The 22,180-nt window shown below is 44.4% G+C and carries 17 protein-coding genes and 1 tRNA gene; 5 read left to right on the forward strand and 13 right to left on the reverse strand.

Annotation, left to right across the window (positions count from 1 at the left end; all coding sequences use genetic code 11):
* Positions 1–111 precede the first annotated feature (111 nt).
* From UQW94_RS17205 to UQW94_RS17215, 3 genes are all read right to left on the reverse strand, one after another.
* Positions 112–3,273 carry an efflux RND transporter permease subunit gene (locus UQW94_RS17205; protein WP_104978956.1) on the reverse strand — a complete coding sequence of 1,054 codons (3,162 nt, stop codon included), beginning with the start codon at positions 3,271–3,273 and terminating at the stop codon, positions 112–114.
* A gap of 2 nt (positions 3,274–3,275) precedes the next feature.
* Positions 3,276–4,415, reverse strand: a complete 1,140-nt coding sequence (locus UQW94_RS17210) for an efflux RND transporter periplasmic adaptor subunit (RefSeq protein ID WP_053349487.1) — start codon at positions 4,413–4,415, stop codon at positions 3,276–3,278.
* 466 nt (positions 4,416–4,881) lie between these two features.
* Positions 4,882–6,519: a methyl-accepting chemotaxis protein gene (locus UQW94_RS17215; RefSeq protein WP_262902145.1), complete on the reverse strand. Its 1,638-nt coding sequence runs from the start codon at positions 6,517–6,519 to the stop codon at positions 4,882–4,884.
* A gap of 773 nt (positions 6,520–7,292) precedes the next feature.
* Here UQW94_RS17215 and UQW94_RS17220 point away from each other — a divergent pair.
* Positions 7,293–8,282 carry a Solitary outer membrane autotransporter beta-barrel domain gene (locus tag UQW94_RS17220; protein ID WP_025766900.1) on the forward strand — a complete coding sequence of 330 codons (990 nt, stop codon included), beginning with the start codon at positions 7,293–7,295 and terminating at the stop codon, positions 8,280–8,282.
* Positions 8,283–8,287: 5 nt separating this feature from the next.
* Here the strand turns inward: UQW94_RS17220 and UQW94_RS17225 are convergent, their stop codons facing one another.
* Complete coding sequence (locus tag UQW94_RS17225; RefSeq protein ID WP_064368010.1) at positions 8,288–8,536, reverse strand: hypothetical protein; 249 nt, start codon at positions 8,534–8,536, stop codon at positions 8,288–8,290.
* A gap of 816 nt (positions 8,537–9,352) precedes the next feature.
* Here UQW94_RS17225 and UQW94_RS17230 point away from each other — a divergent pair.
* From UQW94_RS17230 to UQW94_RS17240, 3 genes are all read left to right on the forward strand, one after another.
* Positions 9,353–10,684, forward strand: coding sequence for a cytochrome ubiquinol oxidase subunit I (locus UQW94_RS17230; protein WP_322142436.1), 1,332 nt, complete (start codon positions 9,353–9,355; stop codon positions 10,682–10,684).
* Positions 10,685–10,686: 2 nt separating this feature from the next.
* Positions 10,687–11,679, forward strand: coding sequence for a cytochrome d ubiquinol oxidase subunit II (locus UQW94_RS17235; protein WP_132936546.1), 993 nt, complete (start codon positions 10,687–10,689; stop codon positions 11,677–11,679).
* A gap of 349 nt (positions 11,680–12,028) precedes the next feature.
* On the forward strand, positions 12,029–12,157 hold the full coding sequence (locus UQW94_RS17240) for a hypothetical protein (RefSeq protein WP_017635045.1): 129 nt from the start codon (positions 12,029–12,031) through the stop codon (positions 12,155–12,157).
* 273 nt (positions 12,158–12,430) lie between these two features.
* Here the strand turns inward: UQW94_RS17240 and UQW94_RS17245 are convergent.
* The 3 genes from UQW94_RS17245 to UQW94_RS17255 form a co-directional block, all read right to left on the reverse strand.
* Positions 12,431–12,518 (reverse strand) — tRNA-Ser (locus tag UQW94_RS17245).
* Positions 12,519–12,662: 144 nt separating this feature from the next.
* The gene (locus tag UQW94_RS17250) at positions 12,663–13,112 is read right to left on the reverse strand and encodes an L-alanine exporter AlaE (protein WP_005378276.1); all 450 of its coding nucleotides are present in this window, start codon (positions 13,110–13,112) and stop codon (positions 12,663–12,665) included.
* Positions 13,113–13,614: 502 nt separating this feature from the next.
* On the reverse strand, positions 13,615–16,035 hold the full coding sequence (locus UQW94_RS17255; RefSeq protein ID WP_213967404.1) for a hybrid sensor histidine kinase/response regulator: 2,421 nt from the start codon (positions 16,033–16,035) through the stop codon (positions 13,615–13,617).
* A 51-nt stretch (positions 16,036–16,086) separates the two neighbouring features.
* Here UQW94_RS17255 and UQW94_RS17260 point away from each other — a divergent pair, with 51 nt between their 5' ends.
* Positions 16,087–16,698: a YecA family protein gene (locus UQW94_RS17260; RefSeq protein ID WP_322142437.1), complete on the forward strand. Its 612-nt coding sequence runs from the start codon at positions 16,087–16,089 to the stop codon at positions 16,696–16,698.
* Positions 16,699–16,771: 73 nt separating this feature from the next.
* Here UQW94_RS17260 and UQW94_RS17265 read toward each other — a convergent pair whose 3' ends face one another.
* The 6 genes from UQW94_RS17265 to ybgF form a co-directional block, all read right to left on the reverse strand.
* Positions 16,772–17,938, reverse strand: a complete 1,167-nt coding sequence (locus UQW94_RS17265; protein WP_322142438.1) for a glutathionylspermidine synthase family protein — start codon at positions 17,936–17,938, stop codon at positions 16,772–16,774.
* An 8-nt stretch (positions 17,939–17,946) separates the two neighbouring features.
* Complete coding sequence (locus UQW94_RS17270; protein ID WP_031781195.1) at positions 17,947–18,516, reverse strand: DUF1190 domain-containing protein; 570 nt, start codon at positions 18,514–18,516, stop codon at positions 17,947–17,949.
* Between the two features lie 8 nt (positions 18,517–18,524).
* Positions 18,525–18,941 (reverse strand): DUF350 domain-containing protein, encoded by a 417-nt coding sequence (locus tag UQW94_RS17275; RefSeq protein WP_130546634.1) that lies wholly within the window; start codon positions 18,939–18,941, stop codon positions 18,525–18,527.
* Positions 18,941–19,984 carry a potassium channel protein gene (locus tag UQW94_RS17280; protein ID WP_017635053.1) on the reverse strand — a complete coding sequence of 348 codons (1,044 nt, stop codon included), beginning with the start codon at positions 19,982–19,984 and terminating at the stop codon, positions 18,941–18,943. Before UQW94_RS17280 ends, UQW94_RS17275 begins: the two co-directional genes overlap by 1 nt.
* 118 nt (positions 19,985–20,102) lie before the next feature.
* On the reverse strand, positions 20,103–21,164 hold the full coding sequence (gene nadA, locus UQW94_RS17285) for a quinolinate synthase NadA (protein ID WP_064367997.1): 1,062 nt from the start codon (positions 21,162–21,164) through the stop codon (positions 20,103–20,105).
* Between the two features lie 251 nt (positions 21,165–21,415).
* Positions 21,416–22,168: a tol-pal system protein YbgF gene (gene ybgF, locus UQW94_RS17290; protein ID WP_005378285.1), complete on the reverse strand. Its 753-nt coding sequence runs from the start codon at positions 22,166–22,168 to the stop codon at positions 21,416–21,418.
* Positions 22,169–22,180 lie beyond the last annotated feature (12 nt).

Genomic DNA, 22,180 nt, shown 5'->3' on the forward strand with positions numbered 1-22,180 from the left:
GCTCGCGTCATAGACGGTAACCACCAAGTGAAAACATAAAATAAAGAGCGCCGAAGCGCCCTTTTATTGTGTTTATTATCACCAGTATAACTTAGTTACAGCAACCAAGTCTTACTCGCTTTGCTGAGCCGGTTTAGGATTAGTCTCAGACAACTCTGCCTCCGATTCTTTTCTCGCACGTCGATCAAACAATCGCTCAACCACCACAAAGAAGATTGGGACGAAGAATATACCCAATATCGTGGCACTGATCATGCCACCAAGTACGCCGGTACCCACTGCGTTTTGACCTGCCGATCCCACACCTGAACTGATAGCAAGTGGTACCACACCCAAACCAAAAGCAAGCGATGTCATGATAATTGGGCGCAGACGAACGCGAACAGCATGTAAGGTTGCTTCGATAAGCCCAGCGCCTTTCTCATAGTAGTCCTTTGCAAACTCAACAATCAGAATCGCGTTTTTGGTTGCCAAGCCGACCGTCGTTAATAAGCTCACCTGGAAGAACACATCGTTATCCATACTGCGCGTCATTACCGCAAGCACAGCACCAAGCACACCAAGAGGAACAACTAACACCACGGCGAAAGGTACTGACCAACTTTCATACAAAGCGGCAAGAACTAAGAATACGACGAGGATAGATAGCGCATATAGCATTGGCGCTTGGTTTCCGGAAAGGCGCTCTTCATACGAAATACCATTCCAGTTCACCGTGAAACCTTCTGGTAGCTTTTCTACCATTGCTTCAATTTCTTCCATGGCTTCACCAGTACTTACACCAGGAGCTGCGCCGCCTTGAATGTTCATTGCTGGCAAACCATCAAAGCGCTGCAAAAGAGGAGAACCATAGGTCCACTCACCACTCGCAAAAGCAGAGAAAGGTACCATCTCTCCTTTAGCGTTGCGTACGTACCATGAATCGAAGTCTTTTGGCTGCATGCGGTATTCCGCATCACTTTGCACCATCACTTTCTTCACACGACCGCGGTCAATATAATCGTTAATGTAAGCCCCGCCCCATGCAGCTGACAGGATTTGGTTTACGTCATTGATACTGACATCCAAAGCACGAAGTTTGACGTGGTCAATGTTCACTTTGTACATTGGCGCATCTGCCTGACCGTTTGGACGAACACCGACAAGTTTCGGGTTTTGTGCTGCCATGCCCAGAAGTTGACCTTGAGCCGCAACTAATGCGTCGTGACCTTTGTTCAACGAATCTTGAAGATAGAAATCAAAGCCTGTCGAGTTACCCAATTCTTGAATCGCAGGAGGTGCAAATGCAAAGACCAGTGCTTCTTTGATGGTTGAGAAGTACCCCATCGCTCGACCCGTAATGGAAGCTGCATCAGCACCCGGCGCTTCACGCTCTGACCAATCTTTCAGACCGATAAATGCCATCCCCATGTTTTGGCCTTGGCCTGCGAAACTAAATCCAGCAACGGAGAAGACAGACTTTACATTGTCTTTTTCGTCTACTAGGTAAAAGTCACGCATTTTCTCAAGTGTTTTTTCCGTCTGTTCTTGTGTTGAGTTAGGCGGCAAAATAGCCATTGAGAATACTGTGCCTTGGTCTTCATCTGGCAAAAATGACGTTGGAAGGTTCATAAATAACCAGCCAGCACCTGCACTCATTGCCAAAAATACAACCAACATGCGACCTGTGCGTTTTAGAAGTTTAGCAACACCGGTTTCATAGCCAGCTGTCATCGCATCAAACTTGCGGTTAAACCAGCCAAAGAAACCTTTCTTCTCTAGAAGCTCAGCATCGCCTTTTTTCAGCAACGTAGCACACAATGCTGGAGTCAGAATTATCGCAACCAAAACGGAAAGCGTCATAGCCGCCACAATAGTTATCGAGAACTGACGGTAAATAACCCCGGTAGAACCAGACATAAACGCCATAGGGACGAATACCGCTGAAAGCGTCAAACCCACACCAATCAAGGCACCAGTGATCTGCCCCATCGATTTTTTGGTCGCTTCTTTGGGCTCTAAACCATCTTCATGCATCACACGCTCGACGTTTTCCACCACAACGATGGCATCGTCCACCAGCAAACCGATAGCCAGAACCATCGCGAACATGGTTAACGTGTTTACGCTAAATCCAGTCGCGTACAAAATAGCGAAGGTTCCGAGCAATACGACAGGCACTGCGATCGTTGGAATGATCGTCGCACGGAAGTTCTGCAAGAACAGGTACATGATTAAGAACACAAGAAGAATGGCTTCTAATAGCGTTTTAACCACTTCTTGAATCGAGGCTTTGACGAATGGCGTTGTTTCAAATGGGTAAGCAATCTGCAACCCTTCTGGGAACGTTGCACTCAGTTGTTCTAAACGCTCTTTCACCGCATTGGCTGTCTCAAGCGCGTTTGCGCCAGTACCTAATGAAATACCTAACCCCGATGCTGGGAAGCCATTATATTGGCCTCGAATATCATAACTTTCTGCACCACGCTCAACGCGAGCTACATCTTTCAAATAAACATTCGAACCACTGGCGTCGGACTTAAGAATGATGTCTTGGAACTCTTCTACACTGCTCAAACGACTTGCAGAAGAAATCGTAGCATTCAACAACTGACCTTCCTGCGCAGGTGCCGCACCCAGTTGACCTGAAGAAACTTGCGCGTTCTGTTCACTGATCGCGTTCGCTACATCGATTGCGGTCAAGTTGAACTGCGTAAGCTTAAATGGATCCAGCCAAACTCGCATCGCATACTGCGCACCAAACGCCTGCACTTGTCCTACGCCAGTTACACGACTTATCGGGTCTTGAATATTCGTTACAACAAAGTCGCCGATATCGTTTTCTGTAAAGTCAGGATCTTCAGAATAAACTGCGACAACCATGAGAAATGCCGTATTGGATTTATTGACGACAATACCTTGGTTTTGTACCTCCATCGGCAATGAAGTCAATGCCAATTGTAGTTTGTTCTGCACCTGTACTTGCGCGATATCAGGGTCAGCTTCGCTATCAAACGTCAGGGTAATTGTCGCATTACCAAATGCATCACTGCTCGATGATAGGTAGCGAAGGTAATCTAATCCTGTCATGTTTTGCTCGATAACCTGCGTTACCGAGTCTTCAACGGTTTTTGCAGATGCACCTGGATAGCGAGCACTGATGGTGATCGTCGTCGGTGAAATCGTTGGGTATTGCGAGACGGGTAAATTGAATAATGACATTACCCCCGCCAACATCGTTAGAATCGCGAGAACCCAAGCAAATACCGGACGATCGATAAAAAATCGTGCCATGATTACTCCTGTTCACCGTTTTGGATAGTTACCGAACTACCTGGCCCTACCTTTTGTAAACCGGCGGTAATGACTTTATCACCCGCGTTCAAACCATCAATAATGCGCCATTGGCTATTGATCGCTTCGGCAGTCTTCACTGGTTTCGCTTCCACTTTGTTCTCGCCATTAACCGTCATCACTGTCGCTTTACCTGTCGCATCACGAGATACCGTATTTTGTGGTATCAGAATCGCATCAGGGTCGACACCAGTAATGACCGTCGCACGAACAAACATTCCAGGTAGCAACAAACCGTCAGGGTTTGGGAATTCGGCACGAAGCGTCACGCTGCCCGTACTTTCGTTCACATTGACCTCAGTAAATTTCATTGTGCCTTTGTGTTCGTAAGTGCTGCCATCTTCAAGCATCAATGTAACTTGCGCAGAGTCATCTTCTTGCATATGGCCTTGGGAGAGTGATGCTTTCAAACGCAGCAGTTGCGCGGATGATTGCACAATATCAACATTGATAGGGTCAAGCTGCTGAATGGTCGCTAATTTGGCAGCTTGGTTAGCCGTAACCAACGCACCCGCTGTCACACTCGATTTACCGATCACCCCGCTAATCGGAGCTTTGACTTGCGTATAATCTAAGTTGATTTTTGCTGTGTTGATCTTGGCTTTTGCGACTAGGACCTGCGCTTTCGCTTCTTTGTATGCCGCTTCTGCTTCATCCAAGTCTTGTTGGCTGATGGATTTTTTGGTGATCAAGGTTCTGTAACGCTTCACCGTGGCATAGGTCGACTCTGCCGCAGCTTGCGCACGGATTAATTCCGCTTCAGCGCTCAGCAAATCCGCCTGAAATGACGAATCATCAATTTGATATAGCGACTGTCCTTGTTCAACAAATCCACCTTCAACAAAATTTCGTTCCGAAATAATGCCAGTAACTTGCGGACGAACTTCTGCTTCTTTGAATGCTCGGCTACGACCCGGCAGCTCTACTGTCAATGCTTGGCGCGTTGGCTGCACTGTTAACACTTCTACTTCGGTTGCGGGCGCAGGACCACCACCTTGGCTCGATCCTTCTTCGCTAGGTTGACATCCAACCACAAAAAGGCTCGACGCAATCAGCAGAGATAGCGTGGTTTTACGTCTCATGAATTTTTCTCTCTTATCTACCGACAAGCCTTCAAGATTCCTTATTAAAAGCTTCTAGAATGACTTAATAATGACTAACGGATGTATATCCAGAACAAATTAATTAGGATGATAAATACCCAGTGTTGTACATACAACAAAATTTACAGTTCTATACGCTTACGAAAAACGTTTATGGTAAAGGTGTTATGAAGTTCTCAAATTTGAAGATTTTGGGTTGGAAATCACATTTTCCTGTGTGCAATTGCAATGGTTAAAAAGCAGCAAAAGTGATGATAAAAGCATCATCACGCTGTACAGAGTTTGTTACCGCTGTCTAGGGTTATTTGCCCACTCTGGTATACGAACTAAAGTGAGAAAGGAATGTAAATATAGTCGAAATTTCACAAGTCAGGTTCGCCACTTATCTAAAAAATAACCCGCTAAGAAGCGGGTTATTTCGTCAGTGAGATTGCTGTTCTCAAGCTTATACTTTGAACTGACTGACCTGATGATCTAAACGTTGAGTTTGCTCTGACAACATGGCTAAAGAAGCTTGCGCTTGGTTTACGATTTCCACAATTGAAGTGCTACTGTCTGCAATGCCTTGTACGTTGCTATTTACTTCGTCACTTACTGTACTTTGCTGGCTCGCAGCCGTTGCAATGTGTGTATTCATCTCGTTCATACGTGAAATCGCGTTCAAGATTTCAGAAAGGGATTCACTCGCTCGGCCAGCGGACTTGATCGTTTCATCACTGCTATTTTGGCTACCGCGCATCACTTCTACAGCTTGTCCTGCACCAGATTGTAGCTTTTCAATCATGGTTTGGATTTCTCCCGTACTCTGTTGCGTACGACTGGCTAAAGAACGAACCTCGTCCGCTACCACAGCAAAGCCTCGCCCTTGCTCTCCAGCGCGAGCCGCTTCAATGGCTGCGTTAAGCGCTAATAAGTTTGTTTGCTCGGCAATACCACGAATTACATCCAGTACGGACGCAATGTTACTCACATCATGATCCAATGTGTTAATGACGTGGCTTGCGCTTTCGATTTCACTTGCGAGGCTGCGAATTGAGCTAACCGTTTGATCCAAAATAACATTGGTATTGGTAAGTTCATCATTCGCTGTTTGGCTCGCAACCGCGGCTTCGTTAGCGCTATCGCTTACATTTCTACTGGTGACTTGCATTTCGTGCACTGCCGCCGCTACCGCCTCACTATCTTTTTGCTGAGAAACGGTCGAGTTCGCGATGGTCTTGGTCAACGAGCTAAGATTTGCCATTTCGTTACGTAGGGTATTTGAGCTTTCAATTACCTGAGCGACTGTCACTTGAATTTTGGACACAAACTGGTTAAATGCGTCTGCTAAATTGCCAATTTCGTCTTGTGTTTTTACATCGATTCGCTGACTTAGATCACCTTCACCGGACGCAATTTCTGTCATCGCATTTTTAATATCATTGATAGGCTTCACAACCGTTTGTAACAACAAAAAAGCCATCGCGATAGCGGCAAAAATAACAATCACAATGCCAGCCTCAAGAATGAGTTCTGCTCTTGTTGCAGCCGCTGATATTTCGTCCTTCAATTGGCTTTGCTTTTCTTCTATTGCATCTTTTACAACGTTAAGCTGCGCTCTAACCTCGATAAATTGGTCTTCAAAGGTATGTTTGTGCTCATTATAGTAACCACGCCATTGAGATTGAGGTAAACGTAGCATCGCTTCATAACTTACTAACCATTTTTCACCCAAAGAGACAAGCGTTCGAACTTCATTACCATGTGTAGAAGGCATCACACCGGCTTGTGATAGCTCAATCATTTGTTCCATACGTGGCAGTGCTTTGTAGGCGTTGTCTTTGTATTCACCGATGTGATGATCAATATCGTTTTGAGTATCAGAAAGTGCAACACCTTGGATTGCAGATGTTGCTTGGTAAAGATCGCGATAAGCATCCTCAATCGTTAATAAGTTCGGCACGATCTGTTCGTTGAGTGTCTCACTCAATTCAGATTGCTTCCAACTTGTCATAACGTTTAATACAGAGCTCACAATAAACAATCCAATAATCAATGACAGCGGGATCACTATCTTCTGCTTGATCGTTAAGTTCTGGAACATGAATAGACTCTCTTTATTTATGGTATACAAACTGCCGGAAATTATATCAAACAAATAGAGTATACTATTAGGTAAAAGAGGCTATTCAACATGAAATCTAATGACTTTTTGACAAGGGTTCTAATTTCAACAATTAGTTGATTTTATACAAAATTTAACAAAGAGACCTTTTCAAAAGATGCAAATTAAAATGCTCTTTCAAAACGAAAAATATGTAACAGAAAGTGAATTAAAAGGGACCACATTTTGAAGAATAGATCGAATCAATGATTTACTGAGAACACATACAAAACACAGTTCTTGGATTGAGCACCACCGCGGAATATGCAAAGGTCCGAACATTTCTTCTAAAGCTCAAAAAACCATTGTTTATCTGACGTATTTAAGGGTACTCCTTGATGATGTTAGTCGTGATGTTGGCAAACAGGATGCTTACAAGTTTTCGAAGTTAACCAGTAGCACAGTGAACGATTCAGATTTTCTTGAGCGCCAAGGCAATAAAAAAGTTTGCTATTTTCCTCTCAAGAGACGCATTAAAGAAAATAATGCAACCTAGTCACAAAGTCTTGCTACATCTTCAGAAAAGAATGATGTTGCTAAACAAATCTGGTGCAGCATACACATTGAAGCTAAACTCGTTTAAGGAACTTTTTCATATCAATATGAGAAAACATAGATTTCTCAAAGTTACACCGACCATTCAGCGATTAAACTAATGTTAGCGTACCGGTACGTCCAAAAACTCCATGCATGAACCATTTGAAAGAGCCAAAATGTTCCAACCCAACTTCGCCTCAGTGGAGTGGCGAGTCGTTTCGCTCGCTCTCCTACTCTCTCTTCCTAACACAGCTCAAGCGGATCCACTAGATAAGGAAATTAGCAACCTTCTCCAACAACGTTTTTCTATCGCGGTTTTGCTGTCCGACACTGACGCAATTGCGTTTGGTATTGGCGACTTTGATCCGAATGCATTATTTGATACCGCCAACCCAGAGTTCGGGACTGACGAGTCAATCAATGAACGTCGAAGCAAATCCGTATATGTTCTCCCTTACACGACTAACTTTGACATAGAGGGCAGCGAGGACTTACATGAGCTGTCGTTTAAGGCGTTTACGATACAAACAGAGAATGATCTCAAACTATTCGGCACAAGTAAGGATCTTCTCAAGGAAAGGACATACGGTGCATCGATTGGTTATGGGTATCTATACAAAGCAAGTGAAAACGTCACCCTTAGCACCAGAACGACGACTCACCTTATGCGTTATAAAAACTCATTCTCTACCGATAATAAACTTTCATCCATCATTGGAAGAATCCTAGACGGCCGTGCCGTTAACGTTTCAGCATGGGCGGCAATAGTTCAACCATCCATTAAAGCCAAATACACGTCTCCCACAAGTTGGGGGAAATGGCATGCCAGTTCGACATTGAATTCATTCATTGGGCACAGCTGGGGAAGCGCAAATAACGGCAATATAGGCAACCCTAAAGGTTGGTACCTATCTAATGAAATCACCGGTTACTACAATATTTATCACGGTGAGCAAGCTTTATTTACTGGGATTAAAAGAGTCGACCTTTCGCATGATTTAAGCGACGAACTTGGAAGTCCGCATTACTACGAAGCTTCTATAGGATGGCTATTTTATGCACCAAAGCCCTTTGATTGGTTGGACAATTTCGGCATAGGCGTTAACTTCAACTACGGCTCGACTCTCAGAGGTGGCAGCATTCAACTTTACTACAACAAACAATAAAGCCGTCAGTACATGAACCAGTTGGTAGCATATATAACAAGAAGAACTAGAAGACACAAAAGGAATGGCAGAGTTAGCGTCTTCGCAAACTTTTTCATGAGACTTGGGTTATCAAACACTACACCTTCCGCTTCTCTTACCCTTCGCTCTTCGTCAAAATGCCATTTAATGGCTAAGTAGGCTCCTATCCCTAATACAATAAGCTTAAAAGCTCCAGCAAAGTAAGGAAAGAAATTAGCCCAACTGTCGTTCATTATCCATCTCCATCAAATTCAATATCAGCTTTGCGGTGGCAGAATCCAAAGTTCATGTAGAATGCCCCCCTCAAAGTCAGACTCTCTGGCTAGCGCCAGTCTACTGCTCGAGATAGCTGTCCACAACTCTCTTTACCAGATCGGCATTTATTAATTATTTAATAAATAACAAGAAAGACACTAGCACACTTGCTGAAAAGTAAGTGTCAGTTTGGATTGAAACTCATCAGGAATCGAAAATGGTCCGCAGTCGACTTGTTGATCTAGTGAAAACCGAATTACCTAGCGCCAAATCGTTCGCTAGTATAAAAATGTAGCCTATCGCACTTCTGGTCGAGTGCTAACGAACTTATGATGCACATGTCATTAGCAGTGCAATTTTAAGTTTATCAATTAGCTAAAGTTTCCCACCTTAACTGCCAGTAAGTTTGCTGTGTTTGAGACGATCTCGACATGACTAGTGTATAAATAGTATGGAGGTTCAAAGTGAAGGCAAGGCAAATTTCCTTACTAAAAATATTGTTTCTGTAATTTTATTTCAGGATTATCGAAACCATCATAAGGATAATTCGAACTAATCTTAATCCATGCTCCTTCAGTTACATTTGCTTTCTTTTACTCACTTCTCGCGACTATTAGTGGCATTTTGAGACAATTTCCTACACTCCTTTCTTTCCCTTAGTTGATATAAATCATGGTTAGAAGAAAACAGAATCACCTGTATTTCTCGATACATGAATCCAAACTGCCCGACTTTTCGTAACTAAATTACAGATAGACACAATTTTTAGTATGGCACGTTTTTGAGGAACCAAGATGTTAGATACCCTCATGCTGTCGCGGATCCAGTTCGCGGCCAATATCAGCTTTCACATTCTCTTCCCGACCATCACCATCGCGTTGGCATGGATGTTGGTGTTTTTCAAGTGGCGATATAACCGCACACAAGCCCCCGTATGGCTCGATGTTTATTACTTCTGGGTCAAGATATTCGCTCTTACTTTCGCCTTAGGCGTGGTATCCGGCATTACGATGAGCTTCCAGTTTGGTACCAACTGGCCAGGCTTTATGGAACGAGTCGGAAACGTAGCTGGACCATTGCTCGGGTACGAAGTGATGACCGCCTTCTTTATGGAAGCCACCTTCCTTGGCGTGATGCTTTTTGGACGAGGACGAGTACCGGAGTGGGTTCATACTCTCGCCACCGTTCTGGTTGCTGTAGGGACAAGTATGTCCGCATTTTGGATTCTGGTGCTTAACAGCTGGATGCACACACCAAGCGGCTATGAAGTAATTGACGGTATTGTGCATGTAACCAGTTGGAAGGAAGTTATTTTCAATCCTTCTTTACCGTACCGTCTTCTACACACGCTATTAGCATCGGCGCTGACTGCCAGCTTCTTGATTGCAGGTATCTCGGCTTATCAAATAATGAAAAAGTCAGATCACCGCTCAGCCAAACTTGGCCTAAAAGTCGCGCTGTTCGCGGCGGCTGGGTTCATCCCGGTACAAATCTTTGTCGGTGACCTTCACGGGTTAAACACGCTTGAACATCAACCTGCAAAAATTGCAGCGATGGAAGGTGTGTGGGAGACCGAGCAAGGCGCGCCTCTTCTACTATTTGCGATGCCAAATGAAGAAACTCGCAGCAATGATTTTGAAGTGGGCATCCCTAAGTTGGCGAGTTTGATTCTTACGCATGACTTAGACGGGGAAATCCAGGGACTTAACGAGTTTGCGCCTGACCACCCGCCAGTGAAGCCCTTGTTCTTTGGTTTCCGCGTGATGGTTGGTGTAGGTGTCCTTATGTTGCTGGTTAGTTGGTATGGCGCGGTGAAGCTAGCACGTAAAAAATCGCTACCTAAACCTTACCTGTACACGGTATTAGCCATGACGTTCTCTGGTTGGATAGCCACACTGGCGGGGTGGTATGTTACTGAGATTGGCCGACAGCCTTGGTTGGTCAGCGGTGTATTGCGTACATCAGAAGCCGTCACCACGGTTGCGAGCAGTAGCGTGATGACTTCGCTCATTATGTACTTAGCCATTTACGCTGCATTGCTGGTTGCGTACATCCATACCCTGTTCTATTTGGCGTGCAAAGACGTTGCAGCCCATGAAGTCCCACTGACACAACAAGAGGCCTAATCATGCTCGACTATCTACCAGAAATTTACCTTCTGCTGCTTGGCTTCTCGGTCTTTATGTATGCCGTGCTCGACGGCTACGACCTTGGCGTCGGTATCCTGTTGCCAAGTGATAATGAAGCGCAACGTGACCGAATGATAGCATCTATCGGCCCTTTCTGGGACGCGAATGAAACGTGGTTGGTGTTAGCCGTCGGTATTCTGCTGATTGCCTTTCCTACCGCTCATAGCTTGATTTTGACGGAGCTTTATATGCCGACCGCCATCATGCTTATCGCACTGATCATGCGTGGCGTGGCATTCGACTTCCGAGCCAAAGCCAACTCGGATCATAAGCCTCATTGGGATTGGTGCTTCCGAATTGGCTCGCTAATCACCGCACTAACTCAGGGTTACATGGTGGGTCGTTACATCATGGGGTTTGAGCAATCAACCGAAGCATTTGGCTTTGCATGGTTAAGCGCACTTTGTGTAACAGCGGCGTACGTTTACATCGGTGGCGCATGGTTGGTACTGAAAACGGAAGGTGATTTGCAAATACGCTCGGCGCGTTGGTCTCGCCGTGCTGGTTGGTTAGCGGCTCTGGGTATCTTGGTAGTGAGTGTTGTAAACCCAATTGTAAATCAACAAGTTGCCTTGCGTTGGTTCAGCTTCCCAGAAATCTTGTTGCTTGCCCCAGTTCCGTTAATTGTATTGGCAACCATCTTCCTAGTTGATCGCTATTTGCGTCAGGTTCCAATGGTGAATGATCTGGGTGTGCGCTGGCCTTTCTTTGGTGTCACCGTCATTTTCGCGTTGAGCTTTCTAGGTCTTGCGTACAGCTTCTTCCCAGAAGTTGTGCCGGGGTTGATGACCGCACAACAAGCGGCCTCCTCACCTGCGACATTAATAATCGTGGGCTACGGTGTAATGATTGTTATGCCGGTGATATTGCTTTACACCTTTGTGGTATACCGGATCTTCAAAGGCAAAGCGACAGAACTTAGCTACAAGTAGGAAGGGAATTCCTCAACGAAGCGCCGCTGCTCATGCGGCGTTTTTTTTGCAGTACTCACGACTAAAGTATCTACCCAAAGCGACTGAGTGGGAACGCTGAGAGAATGTAGCGGCAGCCAGTAGTTTGCTCCTAACTAGAACGAGATAACCGTTTCTCAACTATAGCGATACAGGCACAAAAACCGAAAGAATATTTGATGTTACAAAAGGTAGACCGCCACTTTAAAACGCTTTGAGTATTTTTTTGCGCTCAATGAGGTTCAAGTATACTTATGCTTTTTATGACTTGTGAACACTCAATTGCATGTTATGTTGCTGTTGAAATAGTACATGAAATAAGGACAAGAACATGAAGATAAGATGCAAAACGACGCAAAGCATTGAAAAATTTAACCCTGATGACCTCAATCCAAACACAGATCTCTTTGGTATGATTGCTGTTGTATTCGTGTTCATGGCTGTTTTGCTTAGCATCTAGTAGTACTACGTTCATTCTTGTGGCCGTATTCATACCTCATGTGATATGGGTGCTAAATTCTAGATTAAAGCGGATAGGCTAACCCGCACCAATCAGATTATGGCTGCCTCTGTATAGCATCTTCAATTTTGGCGTTGTATCGAGGTGAGATGTGAATAGTTGGCTTGTAGATAGAATGGCGCTTGCACCTTGAGCACTCTTGTGTACTTTCAATGACGCATTACTTTAGTGTAGATACGAAAAAAGGCCTGATAAATCAGACCTTTTAGAATGTGGCGGTGAGTGAGAGATTCGAACTCTCGATACGTTGCCGTATACACACTTTCCAGGCGTGCTCCTTCAGCCACTCGGACAACTCACCGAATCAAATTTTGGTTAGCATCATTGGCTAACGAGGCGCTAATTTAATGATTATGTGCCTGATGGTCAAGGCTAAACATAAAAAAAAGCGCCCTTTTCGAATCGATTGCTCACTAAGTAACTAAATTGAGCAAAACTGGGGCATTTACATGCTTTGAGAATAACCGGGAACACGGAACCAACGGCGGCACATATCCAAGAAGTACCCATACAACACACCCATGCCACAAGAAATAACAGCGTTACTTGCCACTGCGGTCACAATTTGATCTGTAGACGCGCCAACTGCGAATAAGATACCCGCATAAACTGGAGATTGAAATAGTACATAAGCGACCAGATCAGAGATGTTTTTCATAAAGGAAGACGGTGACACCTTACTACCTTGATGCAGCACCCAATCACGAAAAACCCCATACGGCCAAGCAATGGCGATATTCACTGGAATCGATAGCGTACGCGATGCTAGAGATTGCTCAAATGTCATCCCTGAAATCAAAATCTCGACAATCATCCCTGTGATAAAGCAAAAAACAACCATAGCAAAGGTATCCGCTGCGGCGTGACGAATACAAAATGGTCCACGAGACTTCATTTACAAAACCCTTAAAATCAAACACTGCAATTAATAAAAATAATAAAACTATTAACCACTAAAAAGACACCAAGCCAGTTAGTGATGCAATTAGAACACACAAAAACTAGCTTATGGCTCTGTATTTAAAATTAAGTTGTAAATTTATAACCAACTTTTAAAGTAAAAGTAGTTTTTTTCACCAATGACGAGTAAAAACGCCTAAAATTACGTAAAAATGGTACAAAAACACGGATTTCACTTACATAAAAAGGGGTTACGATAATTATTTTGACGTAAAGTTAGAACAAAACTCGGACTGTAAACAGTCACTCCTATAGCTTATGCTACCAAGCTGCGAAAATTCAGAGTATTACCGATATAATCACAGTAGAAGGTCTTGCTGCTTTACTCGTAAAAGTAAAACTGCAAGCCTGTTCATTGCAGGTTAGAAGAGTTTGTCACGAAGCTGGATGACGTATGAATAGTAAGAACAATTCACAGTTGCGCCATATTGATTCAGTTATGGTGAGGCCAGCAAAATCGTTAATGTATCGATATCATCTTGGTCTGGGGATTGCTGACGCTTTAAGTTACTTCTTATCCGTTCAGCGACTGAAGAAACGTCGTCACTGAGTTCAAGGGGAGCCTCCGCAATGATCGCTGAAATAGCCTCAAGTGCTTCATTAAGATGTCCATTATCTAGAGCGACATAGAAGTTGAGTAACCACTTTTCAGCATTAAAGCTATCTGCTGCATTTCCATCAAAGTCCGATTGGTACTGATATAACTGTGTCGCATGAAGATACAGTGCATCATTTAATTCAGACTCCACTATTGGTTTCGCTATTATGTGGTCTGCTCCTACATTAATCATACGTTCTTGTGTTTCTTTGAACACATCCGCTGTACAGCCAAAAATCAGTACCGACTTAGCAGGTGAACTCATTGCTCGAATGGCTGATATGGCCCCAACGCCATCTAGAACAGGCATATGATTATCCATCAGTATCAAATCAAATGGTTTGCTCGCAACCTCATCGACTGCAAGCTGACCATTTTCGACACTTGTGCACTCAAAGCCCTTGGCTCGGAGGAAAGTTTCCATAATGATCGCATTTGTTCGGTTGTCTTCAACAATGAGTGCTTTCAACCCTTTACAGTTCAATTTATGTGTATTGATTGACTCTACTTTACCCGGCTTGCAAGGTGTAAGGGCAATTTCGACAGTAAAAGTCGTTCCAGCGTCCTCCTGACTCTCTACAACCACTTGCCCACCCATATGTTCCGCGATTTCTTTGACTATTGCTAAACCAAGCCCTGTACCACCAAACCGTCTAGTCGTTGATGACTCCGCTTGCTCAAAAGGACGAAAAATGCGTTTTTGTGCCTCTTTTGAAATACCAATTCCTGTATCTTTTACCTTTAGTATCAGCTTGGTGCCTGCCTTACTCGATTTCTCGGCTAGCTCTACCTCTACGATGCCACGATCGGTGAACTTAACAGCGTTATTGAGTAGATTGAACAGTACTTGACGCAAACGGGCTTTGTCATTGTTGTACCAACGACCCGTTGGTAAATGCGAGACGACTCTAAAGCGAAGACCTTTTTCTGCACATAGAGTTTGATAAACACTCTTGATACTGCCGATAATCGACTCAATTGGGAAAGGCTTATTTTCAAACTCAACATGCCCTTGTTCAATTTTTGAGTAATCTAAAATCTCATTGAGTAATGTCATCATGTGATCACCTGAATCATAAAGTGTTCTCAGGTGCTTACGCTGCTCATCGGTAAGTGGTGTTTTTAACAGTATCTGGGCAGTTCCTAGTACACCGTTCATTGGTGTGCGAATCTCGTGGGACAATGTGGCTAAGAATGCCGTTTTAGCGTTTGTCGAAGCCTGAGCTTTTATTCTCTCCTGCTCTAAATAGATCGTCTTTTCATTGAACTTCTCGATAAGCTGTCCGATTTCGTCATCGCTATCGTAGTCAATATCTATGATCCCACCAGTTTTCGAGTCATCAATCTTAGCGGCAATGCGAACAATTGGTTCAACAATATAGCGATTCAGTAAGTAGTAACCGACCAAGACACACAAGAGCAAAAATGGAATGATCCTCCCCTCAACGCTCATCACTTGTTCAAACACTTGATCGGCGACTTTAGCTTTTGCGTTGACAACTTCCATGCGCCAATCGAACTCTCCGAAATCAAGCTCGCTGACATAAATTTCGTCCGTCAGTTGAAAGTTGTGTTCAATAATCACGTTTGAGTCAGCATCGCGAACCACTACCCCCAAAGAATGCTGGTTCGTGTGCTCTCGAATAAACTGAAAAAGTGCATCAAGTGATAGGTCTACCGTTACAACTCCAGCGAATCGACCGTTTTGGTAGTACGGAGAAGACGCGGTAATCATCTGGACCTGAGTAAAGGTATCGATGTAAACCGTAGACCAACTAACAGAACCTACCGGAGCATCGGCGGCAGCGACATACCAGGGTTCATTATCATAACCGCCAGATTCGGGGTTATTGTAGGAGTGAATTTGGTCAATACCACTATCACTGTTTTTATTGAAGAATAGACTTTTATATCTCCATTGTTCTGCTTTGAGTTCGGGTTTAGGCCATACGCCACCACTAACAAGCATCTTGTCACTCAATTGAAGTATATGTGGAATTATTGTGTTGAGAGATTGAATATTTTCATTCCCTTGGGCTAGCCCTACTAAGCTGCTCAATACACCTGTAGAACTGAGGAGGGGCTCTTTTATCTCAAGAGCCAGGAGTTGGGTACGTAACTCTAGGTTTTGCTCTAGCTTTTGTCTAACCGGTGGCTCAACAACCAAATAGGCGACAGAACCGATAGTGGCGATAAAGAAGCACAGGTAAAGTGTTAGGGCGAGAATGCTTTTTTTTCTAAGTGATGAGCGAATTTCCATAGATGTGTGAATCATTCCCTAATATCGATTTATCACTAATTGATTGGTAAGATGAGCGCAATCAACCAACCCATTAACAAATGGTATTCTATTTTGAAACTACAAGACATCCTTTCTCTCCCAGAACTTGACGGTAAACTACTAAACCTAGCAAAAACTCAAGGCTTTGTAACAGCGATGGCTGCAGCGCCAAACGTATTAATGCCTCAAGAGTGGTTGCCATTCTTATGGGGTGGAGAAGAAACAGCGCCATTTACTGACGGTGAACAACTAGAGCAGTACATTGACGAGATTGTACAAATGTGGAACCAAACTCGTCCCGCTCTCCTAGAAGGCACTTGGCAGTGGCCTGCAGGGTGCGCGCTAGATGAGCAAGACATTGTAACAAGTCAGGCTCGCGATTTCTGTGAAGGTGTATTACAAGGCTGGCAACTTGCGCGTGATGACTGGGAAACGTTGATGCCTGAGGATAGCGAAGATAATGCCCTACTCGGTGGTATTTTACTTTCTCTTACTATGCTTTACGACCCAGAAACAACCATTGAAACATTGGCCGAACAAGGTATGGAAGGCTTAGAGCAGTTTGAAGAAATCTTCAATGCAATGCCAGTGATGTTATGTGGTCTTACCCAGCGCGGTGTTGCATTAGCTGAAGAACAATAGACGCAACGCTGTCGACCATCAAGATTGAACGGCTGAATAGACAAAAAGCTCTCCAAATGGAGAGCTTTTTTGATCATGTTAAAATTACATGTGGAATATACCGCGCCATATCTTGAGTCACTAAGCTACTGTCTTCCCTAATCGAAATACCGGCAGCTCTATCATTGACCAACCAACTGCCAATTAACGTATGGTTTTGCCCAAACTTAGGTAGTGGATGGTATTGCTGGACGATATTAAATTTAGATTCATAAGGCCCTGACGTTTTAACAAAACGTTTTCCATCGATGACGATCTCGATGTTCGCGCCCTCTCGAGAAAATAGTGGCTTGATGACATAATCTCTCATAGTGTTCACTTTTGAATCGTTAGCAAAATAAGCGGGCAAAAGGTTCGGGTGGTTAGGAAAGCGCTCCCACAATAACGGTAAAAGTGCTTTATTGGATAGAATCGACTTCCACATCGGTTCTAACCAGTTTACGTTCGCAGTCGCTAAGTACTTCGCATATTCCTCTTCAAACATAAACTCCCAAGGGTAAAGCTTAAACATCCAACGAATCGCTCTGTCGTCAGCATCCACAAACAGACCATCTTCCGTCACTCCAATATCTTCGACATGCACGAATGCCGTTGCTAACCCTGCCTCTCGCGCGCAATCCTCTAAATACTGGACAGTCCCTTTATCTTCTTCAGTGTACTTGCAGCAGCTAAAGTGAAGTGTTTGTCCTGGTTGGTATTTTGCTATTTCGGCAAAGCGCTCGATCAAAAAGTCTTGAAGAATATTGAATTGATCCGCGCTCTGGTGAACTCGACCTTTATTTACAACATCTTCTAGCCACACCCACTGCCAAAAGCCAGTTTCAAACAAGCTGGTTGGCGTATCCGCATTGTTTTCCAGTAATTTTGCTGGCGAGGTCCCGTTGTACGCGAAATCCAGCCGCGAATAAAGCGAAGGTTCGCTTCGTCTCCATGAAGAAGCGACCTGCTCCCACATAGATTCAGGGATCGCACATTGCGTCAGCAACCGCTCACTCCGAACGACTTCATCCACAATAGCCAGGCACATCTGATTCAGCTCTTCAGTGGGCGCTTCTATATCGCGCTCAATTTGCTCCAGCGTGAATTGATAGTAAGCACTCTCATCCCAATACGGTTGGTCATACATGGTATGGAAACCAAAACCAAACTGGCGTGCTAATTCACGCCAGTTTTCGCGCTCTTGTATTTCTCGTCGAAACATAGTGCTTTTTAACCGCCTCGACTGACCGACACCGCTTTACCAAACCCGCCTCGAGACATCGCCCTGCCAATGGTGCCGCCACCACGTTTATTAAGGCTATTCGTCGCAACTTTGGTCGGCTGATTTCGGTAGGAGCCAAAGAATTGTCCTGCTCCATTATAGAATTTGGATTTATAACGGTACATCGGCTCTGAGTAATAGCTCTTGTTATAACCTTTCAACCCGCTTAATGAGCGACTGTAAAAAAAACCGCCAAAGTTAGGTACATAAGCTCGGGAACTGGAACTGTAGTAACAATCATCCTCGTAGAAATCATTCTCGCATTCGAACTCGCTGCGGTAGCGAGGGGCATTTTGTTCGGCACGAGCTAAAGCTTCTTGGTATGCAGTGTCACACTGTTCACTAAACTCAGGCGAGTTAGATTTACACTCATCAGCATCAGAAAAAATGTACCCTTCTGTTTTTGACTCGTACGTAGCAAAGAAGAAAATACCACCAAAGGCAGCAAAGGGAAGAATTTTCCCAAGCTTTAAGCTTTTGTCCATGGAAGAACGTTTAACGTTAGAACTCCGCTTCATCGTTCCTCCTAGTAGGTCATGCACGCGGCATTCAATACGCCAACCGAAACAGAAACTGCGGCTAATACGATACCGGCTGGCAGTTCATCTTTTTCGATACGCTCTGCCACTTTCGGAAGTAAAATAAAGCGTACAATTGCAAATGCGATAATTTGAGCAAGCATTGCGACAACGCCCCACACCATAAAATCGACGATATTGACCGAGTTTTTTGCCGCCCCCGAAATCGCGAGACAGTAACCAAGGAAAGCCCCACTTAGCGCAATCGCTGCTGCTGTATTTTGTTTTTCTTTAATCAGATGCCACTCATCGTATGGCGTCAACTTGACGTAGATGAACTTAAACGCCAATACAAAAATAATAGAAACAGAGAAATAGAGTAAAAAGTTTGGGAAGCCTGTTAACAGGCCGGCAATCATGTGCATTATTGTTCCTTGTTCATTTCTTTCCAGGCAAAATCTTCAATACGTTCATCTGCAATGTAAAACAGCTTGGTACTCGCGGGTACTTCAGCATCTAAATCTGGGTTGAGTTGAATACCATCGCCAATATCAAAAGCAATCAGCGTGGCATGATGGCGTCTTTTGAGAAAAACGAAGAGATTCTCAATAGTGGTGGCAGACTGACCCTCAGGATAAATAACTGAGTATTGAGTCATACCTCGTGTTGAAGCCAAAAGCTCCTGATGAAGCGCACTTGAGCCCGGGTCAACCGCCGCTTTTGCCAACATTTCTGCGCCAACAGCAGGTATGCATTCCGCTTTCGGGCAATGCTGACTTAGAAGTCGGCCGAGCGCTTCATCTTTAAAGTAAGCGACCAAATGAGCGGAAGGGTTTACAGATGCGCAGTACAGAGCGGCTGACAAGGTAATGTCGTCCGAGAGATTATCCACAATAATGCAAGCGGCTTCGGCAATATTGGCGTTTTTCATCTCTTGCGAATCGGTATAACTGGTCACTTTGATAAAACTGATTTCGCCAGGTAACGGGTTCTCTATTTCTGAACGGCTGCATAAAACAATCGGGCGCTTTCCCTCTTCTTCATGTTGTAACATGCGAATAAGGTGCATCGTTCTCGATCCATTCCAGCCCAACAATACAATATGGTTTTCCACTCTTACTCTCCGTTTTCCTAAAATACCCGCTCGCCAATAGTCCATCGCTGCTCCAGCGACACGCCCCAATAATGCGGCGAATAAGCTCAAACCGCCGGGGATTACAAATAGTACGACAACCCATTTACCCAAATCTGTTACAGGAGAATGGTCGCCATAACCCACCGTACTCGCCGTAACCATGAGGTAATAGATAAAGTTAGCGAAACTGTCTGTTAATGCGGTTTCACCAGCGAGAACCAGCAGCCACCATGAAAGGCTCACATATAAGCCACTAAAGATGAGAAGGCTTCGGTTGCTCAATTTAAAAAGGTGGGAACTAAGCCACTTTTTAACTACTAACCACACCGCCATAAATTTATGACCTCGATATTCATTGATTGCATCAATAGTAACTCATTGATAGTAAGACACAAAAAAACCAGCCATATTCGGCTGGTTTTTGAGATTTACTTTCAGTTACGCCTACTTTTTAAGCATTACCTTTCACTTGCATATTTAGCTGCTCAGCAAAATCTAGCATGCGGTTAAGCGGTATAAGGGATTTAACACGCAGTTCTTCGTCAACAAAAATCTCGTGCTCTTCACCACCTTCACTAAGCGCTTTCTCAATTGCTTTCAAACCGTTCATTGCCATCCAAGGACAGTGTGCACAGCTGCGACATGTTGCGCCTGCACCTGCGGTTGGCGCTTCGATAAGTTCTTTCTCTGGCACAAGTTGCTGCATTTTAAAGAAAATGCCTTTGTCTGTCGCAACGATCATTTGTTTGTGAGGAAGCTCTTTCGCTGCTTTGATCAGCTGACTCGTTGATCCAACGGCATCGGCAAGTTCTACGACGCTTGCTGGTGACTCAGGGTGAACCAAAATAGCCGCATCTGGATACACGCTCTTCATTTTTCGTAGCGCATCAGCAGAGAACTCATCATGAACCACACACTCACCCTGCCAAAGCAGCATATCTGCGCCAGTTTTGTTAGCGATGTACGATCCTAGGTGACGGTCTGGTCCCCAAATAATTGGCTTATCTTCAGCGTCTAAGTGTTCCACGATTTCAAGCGCAATGCTCGATGTAACGACCCAGTCGGCACGGGCTTTAACCGCTGCTGAGGTATTTGCGTAAACTACAACCGTATGATCAGGGTGAGCATCACAAAACTCGCTGAACTTATCCGCAGGACAGCCAAGGTCGAGCGAACATTCCGCTTCCAACGTTGGCATTAGAATGCGCTTTTCTGGTGTCAGAATTTTGGCCGACTCGCCCATAAAGCGAACACCACCAATAATCAATGTACTTGCAGGGTGACGATTACCAAACTTCGCCATTTCCAACGAGTCACCAACAAACCCGCCAGTGTCTTCAGCTAGGGCTTGAATCTCAGGGTCGGTATAGTAGTGCGCGATAAGTACCGCATCTTTTTCTTTGAGTAACTTTTTAATACGCTCAATGTAAGATGCTTTTTCTTCTTCGCTTAATGGAACTGGTTTCGGTGGGAATGGGTAAACAGTGTCGATTTTATCTAATATATGGCTCATTGCTCTTGCTCTACGCAACTTCCTTTAATCCGAGTATTGTAACCTCGTTAATTTTCAAAAACCAACTTGTCGCGGGGATTTCTAGCGGTCTAGCCGTATATCTTTGTTACAGGTAGCATTTCCGAGTAGCGAAATTCGGTGCAACACAAGGTCAGAGGCTCTGCATCATTGCTATCGACTTAGCCGTTCTGCACCAACAGAAAATGGAAAAGAAAAAGGAAGCCGAGGCTTCCTTTTCAAAACATAACGTCTTACAGCTTAGAGCTGGCAAGTTTTGCAGATGCACTACCTGGGTATTCATCAACCACTTGTTGGTAGTACTTTTTCGCTTGAGCTGCATTGTTATTACGCTCAGCGATTTCGCCTAACTTAAGCAACGCATCGGCTCGCTTGTTGGAGTCTTTATAAGACACAACAGCGGCAAAACTTTTCACTGCATCCTCATCCTGCTTTTTAGCGAAGTACAACTGACCTAACCAGTAGTGAGAATTCGCTGAATATGTAGAATCAGGATAATCTTTCTGGAACTGCTGGAACGCTGCAATTGCGCCAGTGTAATCACGCTTTTTGAGAATGAGGTCAACTGCATTCTGATATGCCGTTTGCTCATCAACATTTGGAGTGTACTGGCCACCTGTTTTCACAGGTTGTGCTTCTTGTGCAGGTGTGGATTTTATCTCTCCACGAACACGATCCAGCTCGACAAACAACTCACGTTGACGTTGCAACATTTGTTTCATTTCGTAGCTATTTCGCTCTAATTGACCACGCAATTCACTGATCTCTTGTGACATTTGGTCAATTTGCTGTTGCATTTGGAGCTGAACGCGATTGCGATTTTGTAGCAAACGTTCTAGACGTTCTACTTCCGTTTCAGATGAACGGCTCTTAGAGACGGATGATGTGCTGTTGAGATCGGATACTGGAGCTGGTGCAGCGAACGCAAAGTTCGCTGCACTTGCCAGTAACGTAAGCGCAACAGCGCGCTTAGTGTTACTGAACATGAGGATTACCTC

Source organism: Vibrio sp. PBL-C16 (genome assembly GCF_034321865.1).
In the GTDB taxonomy this organism is placed as follows: Bacteria; Pseudomonadota; Gammaproteobacteria; order Enterobacterales; family Vibrionaceae; genus Vibrio; species Vibrio alginolyticus.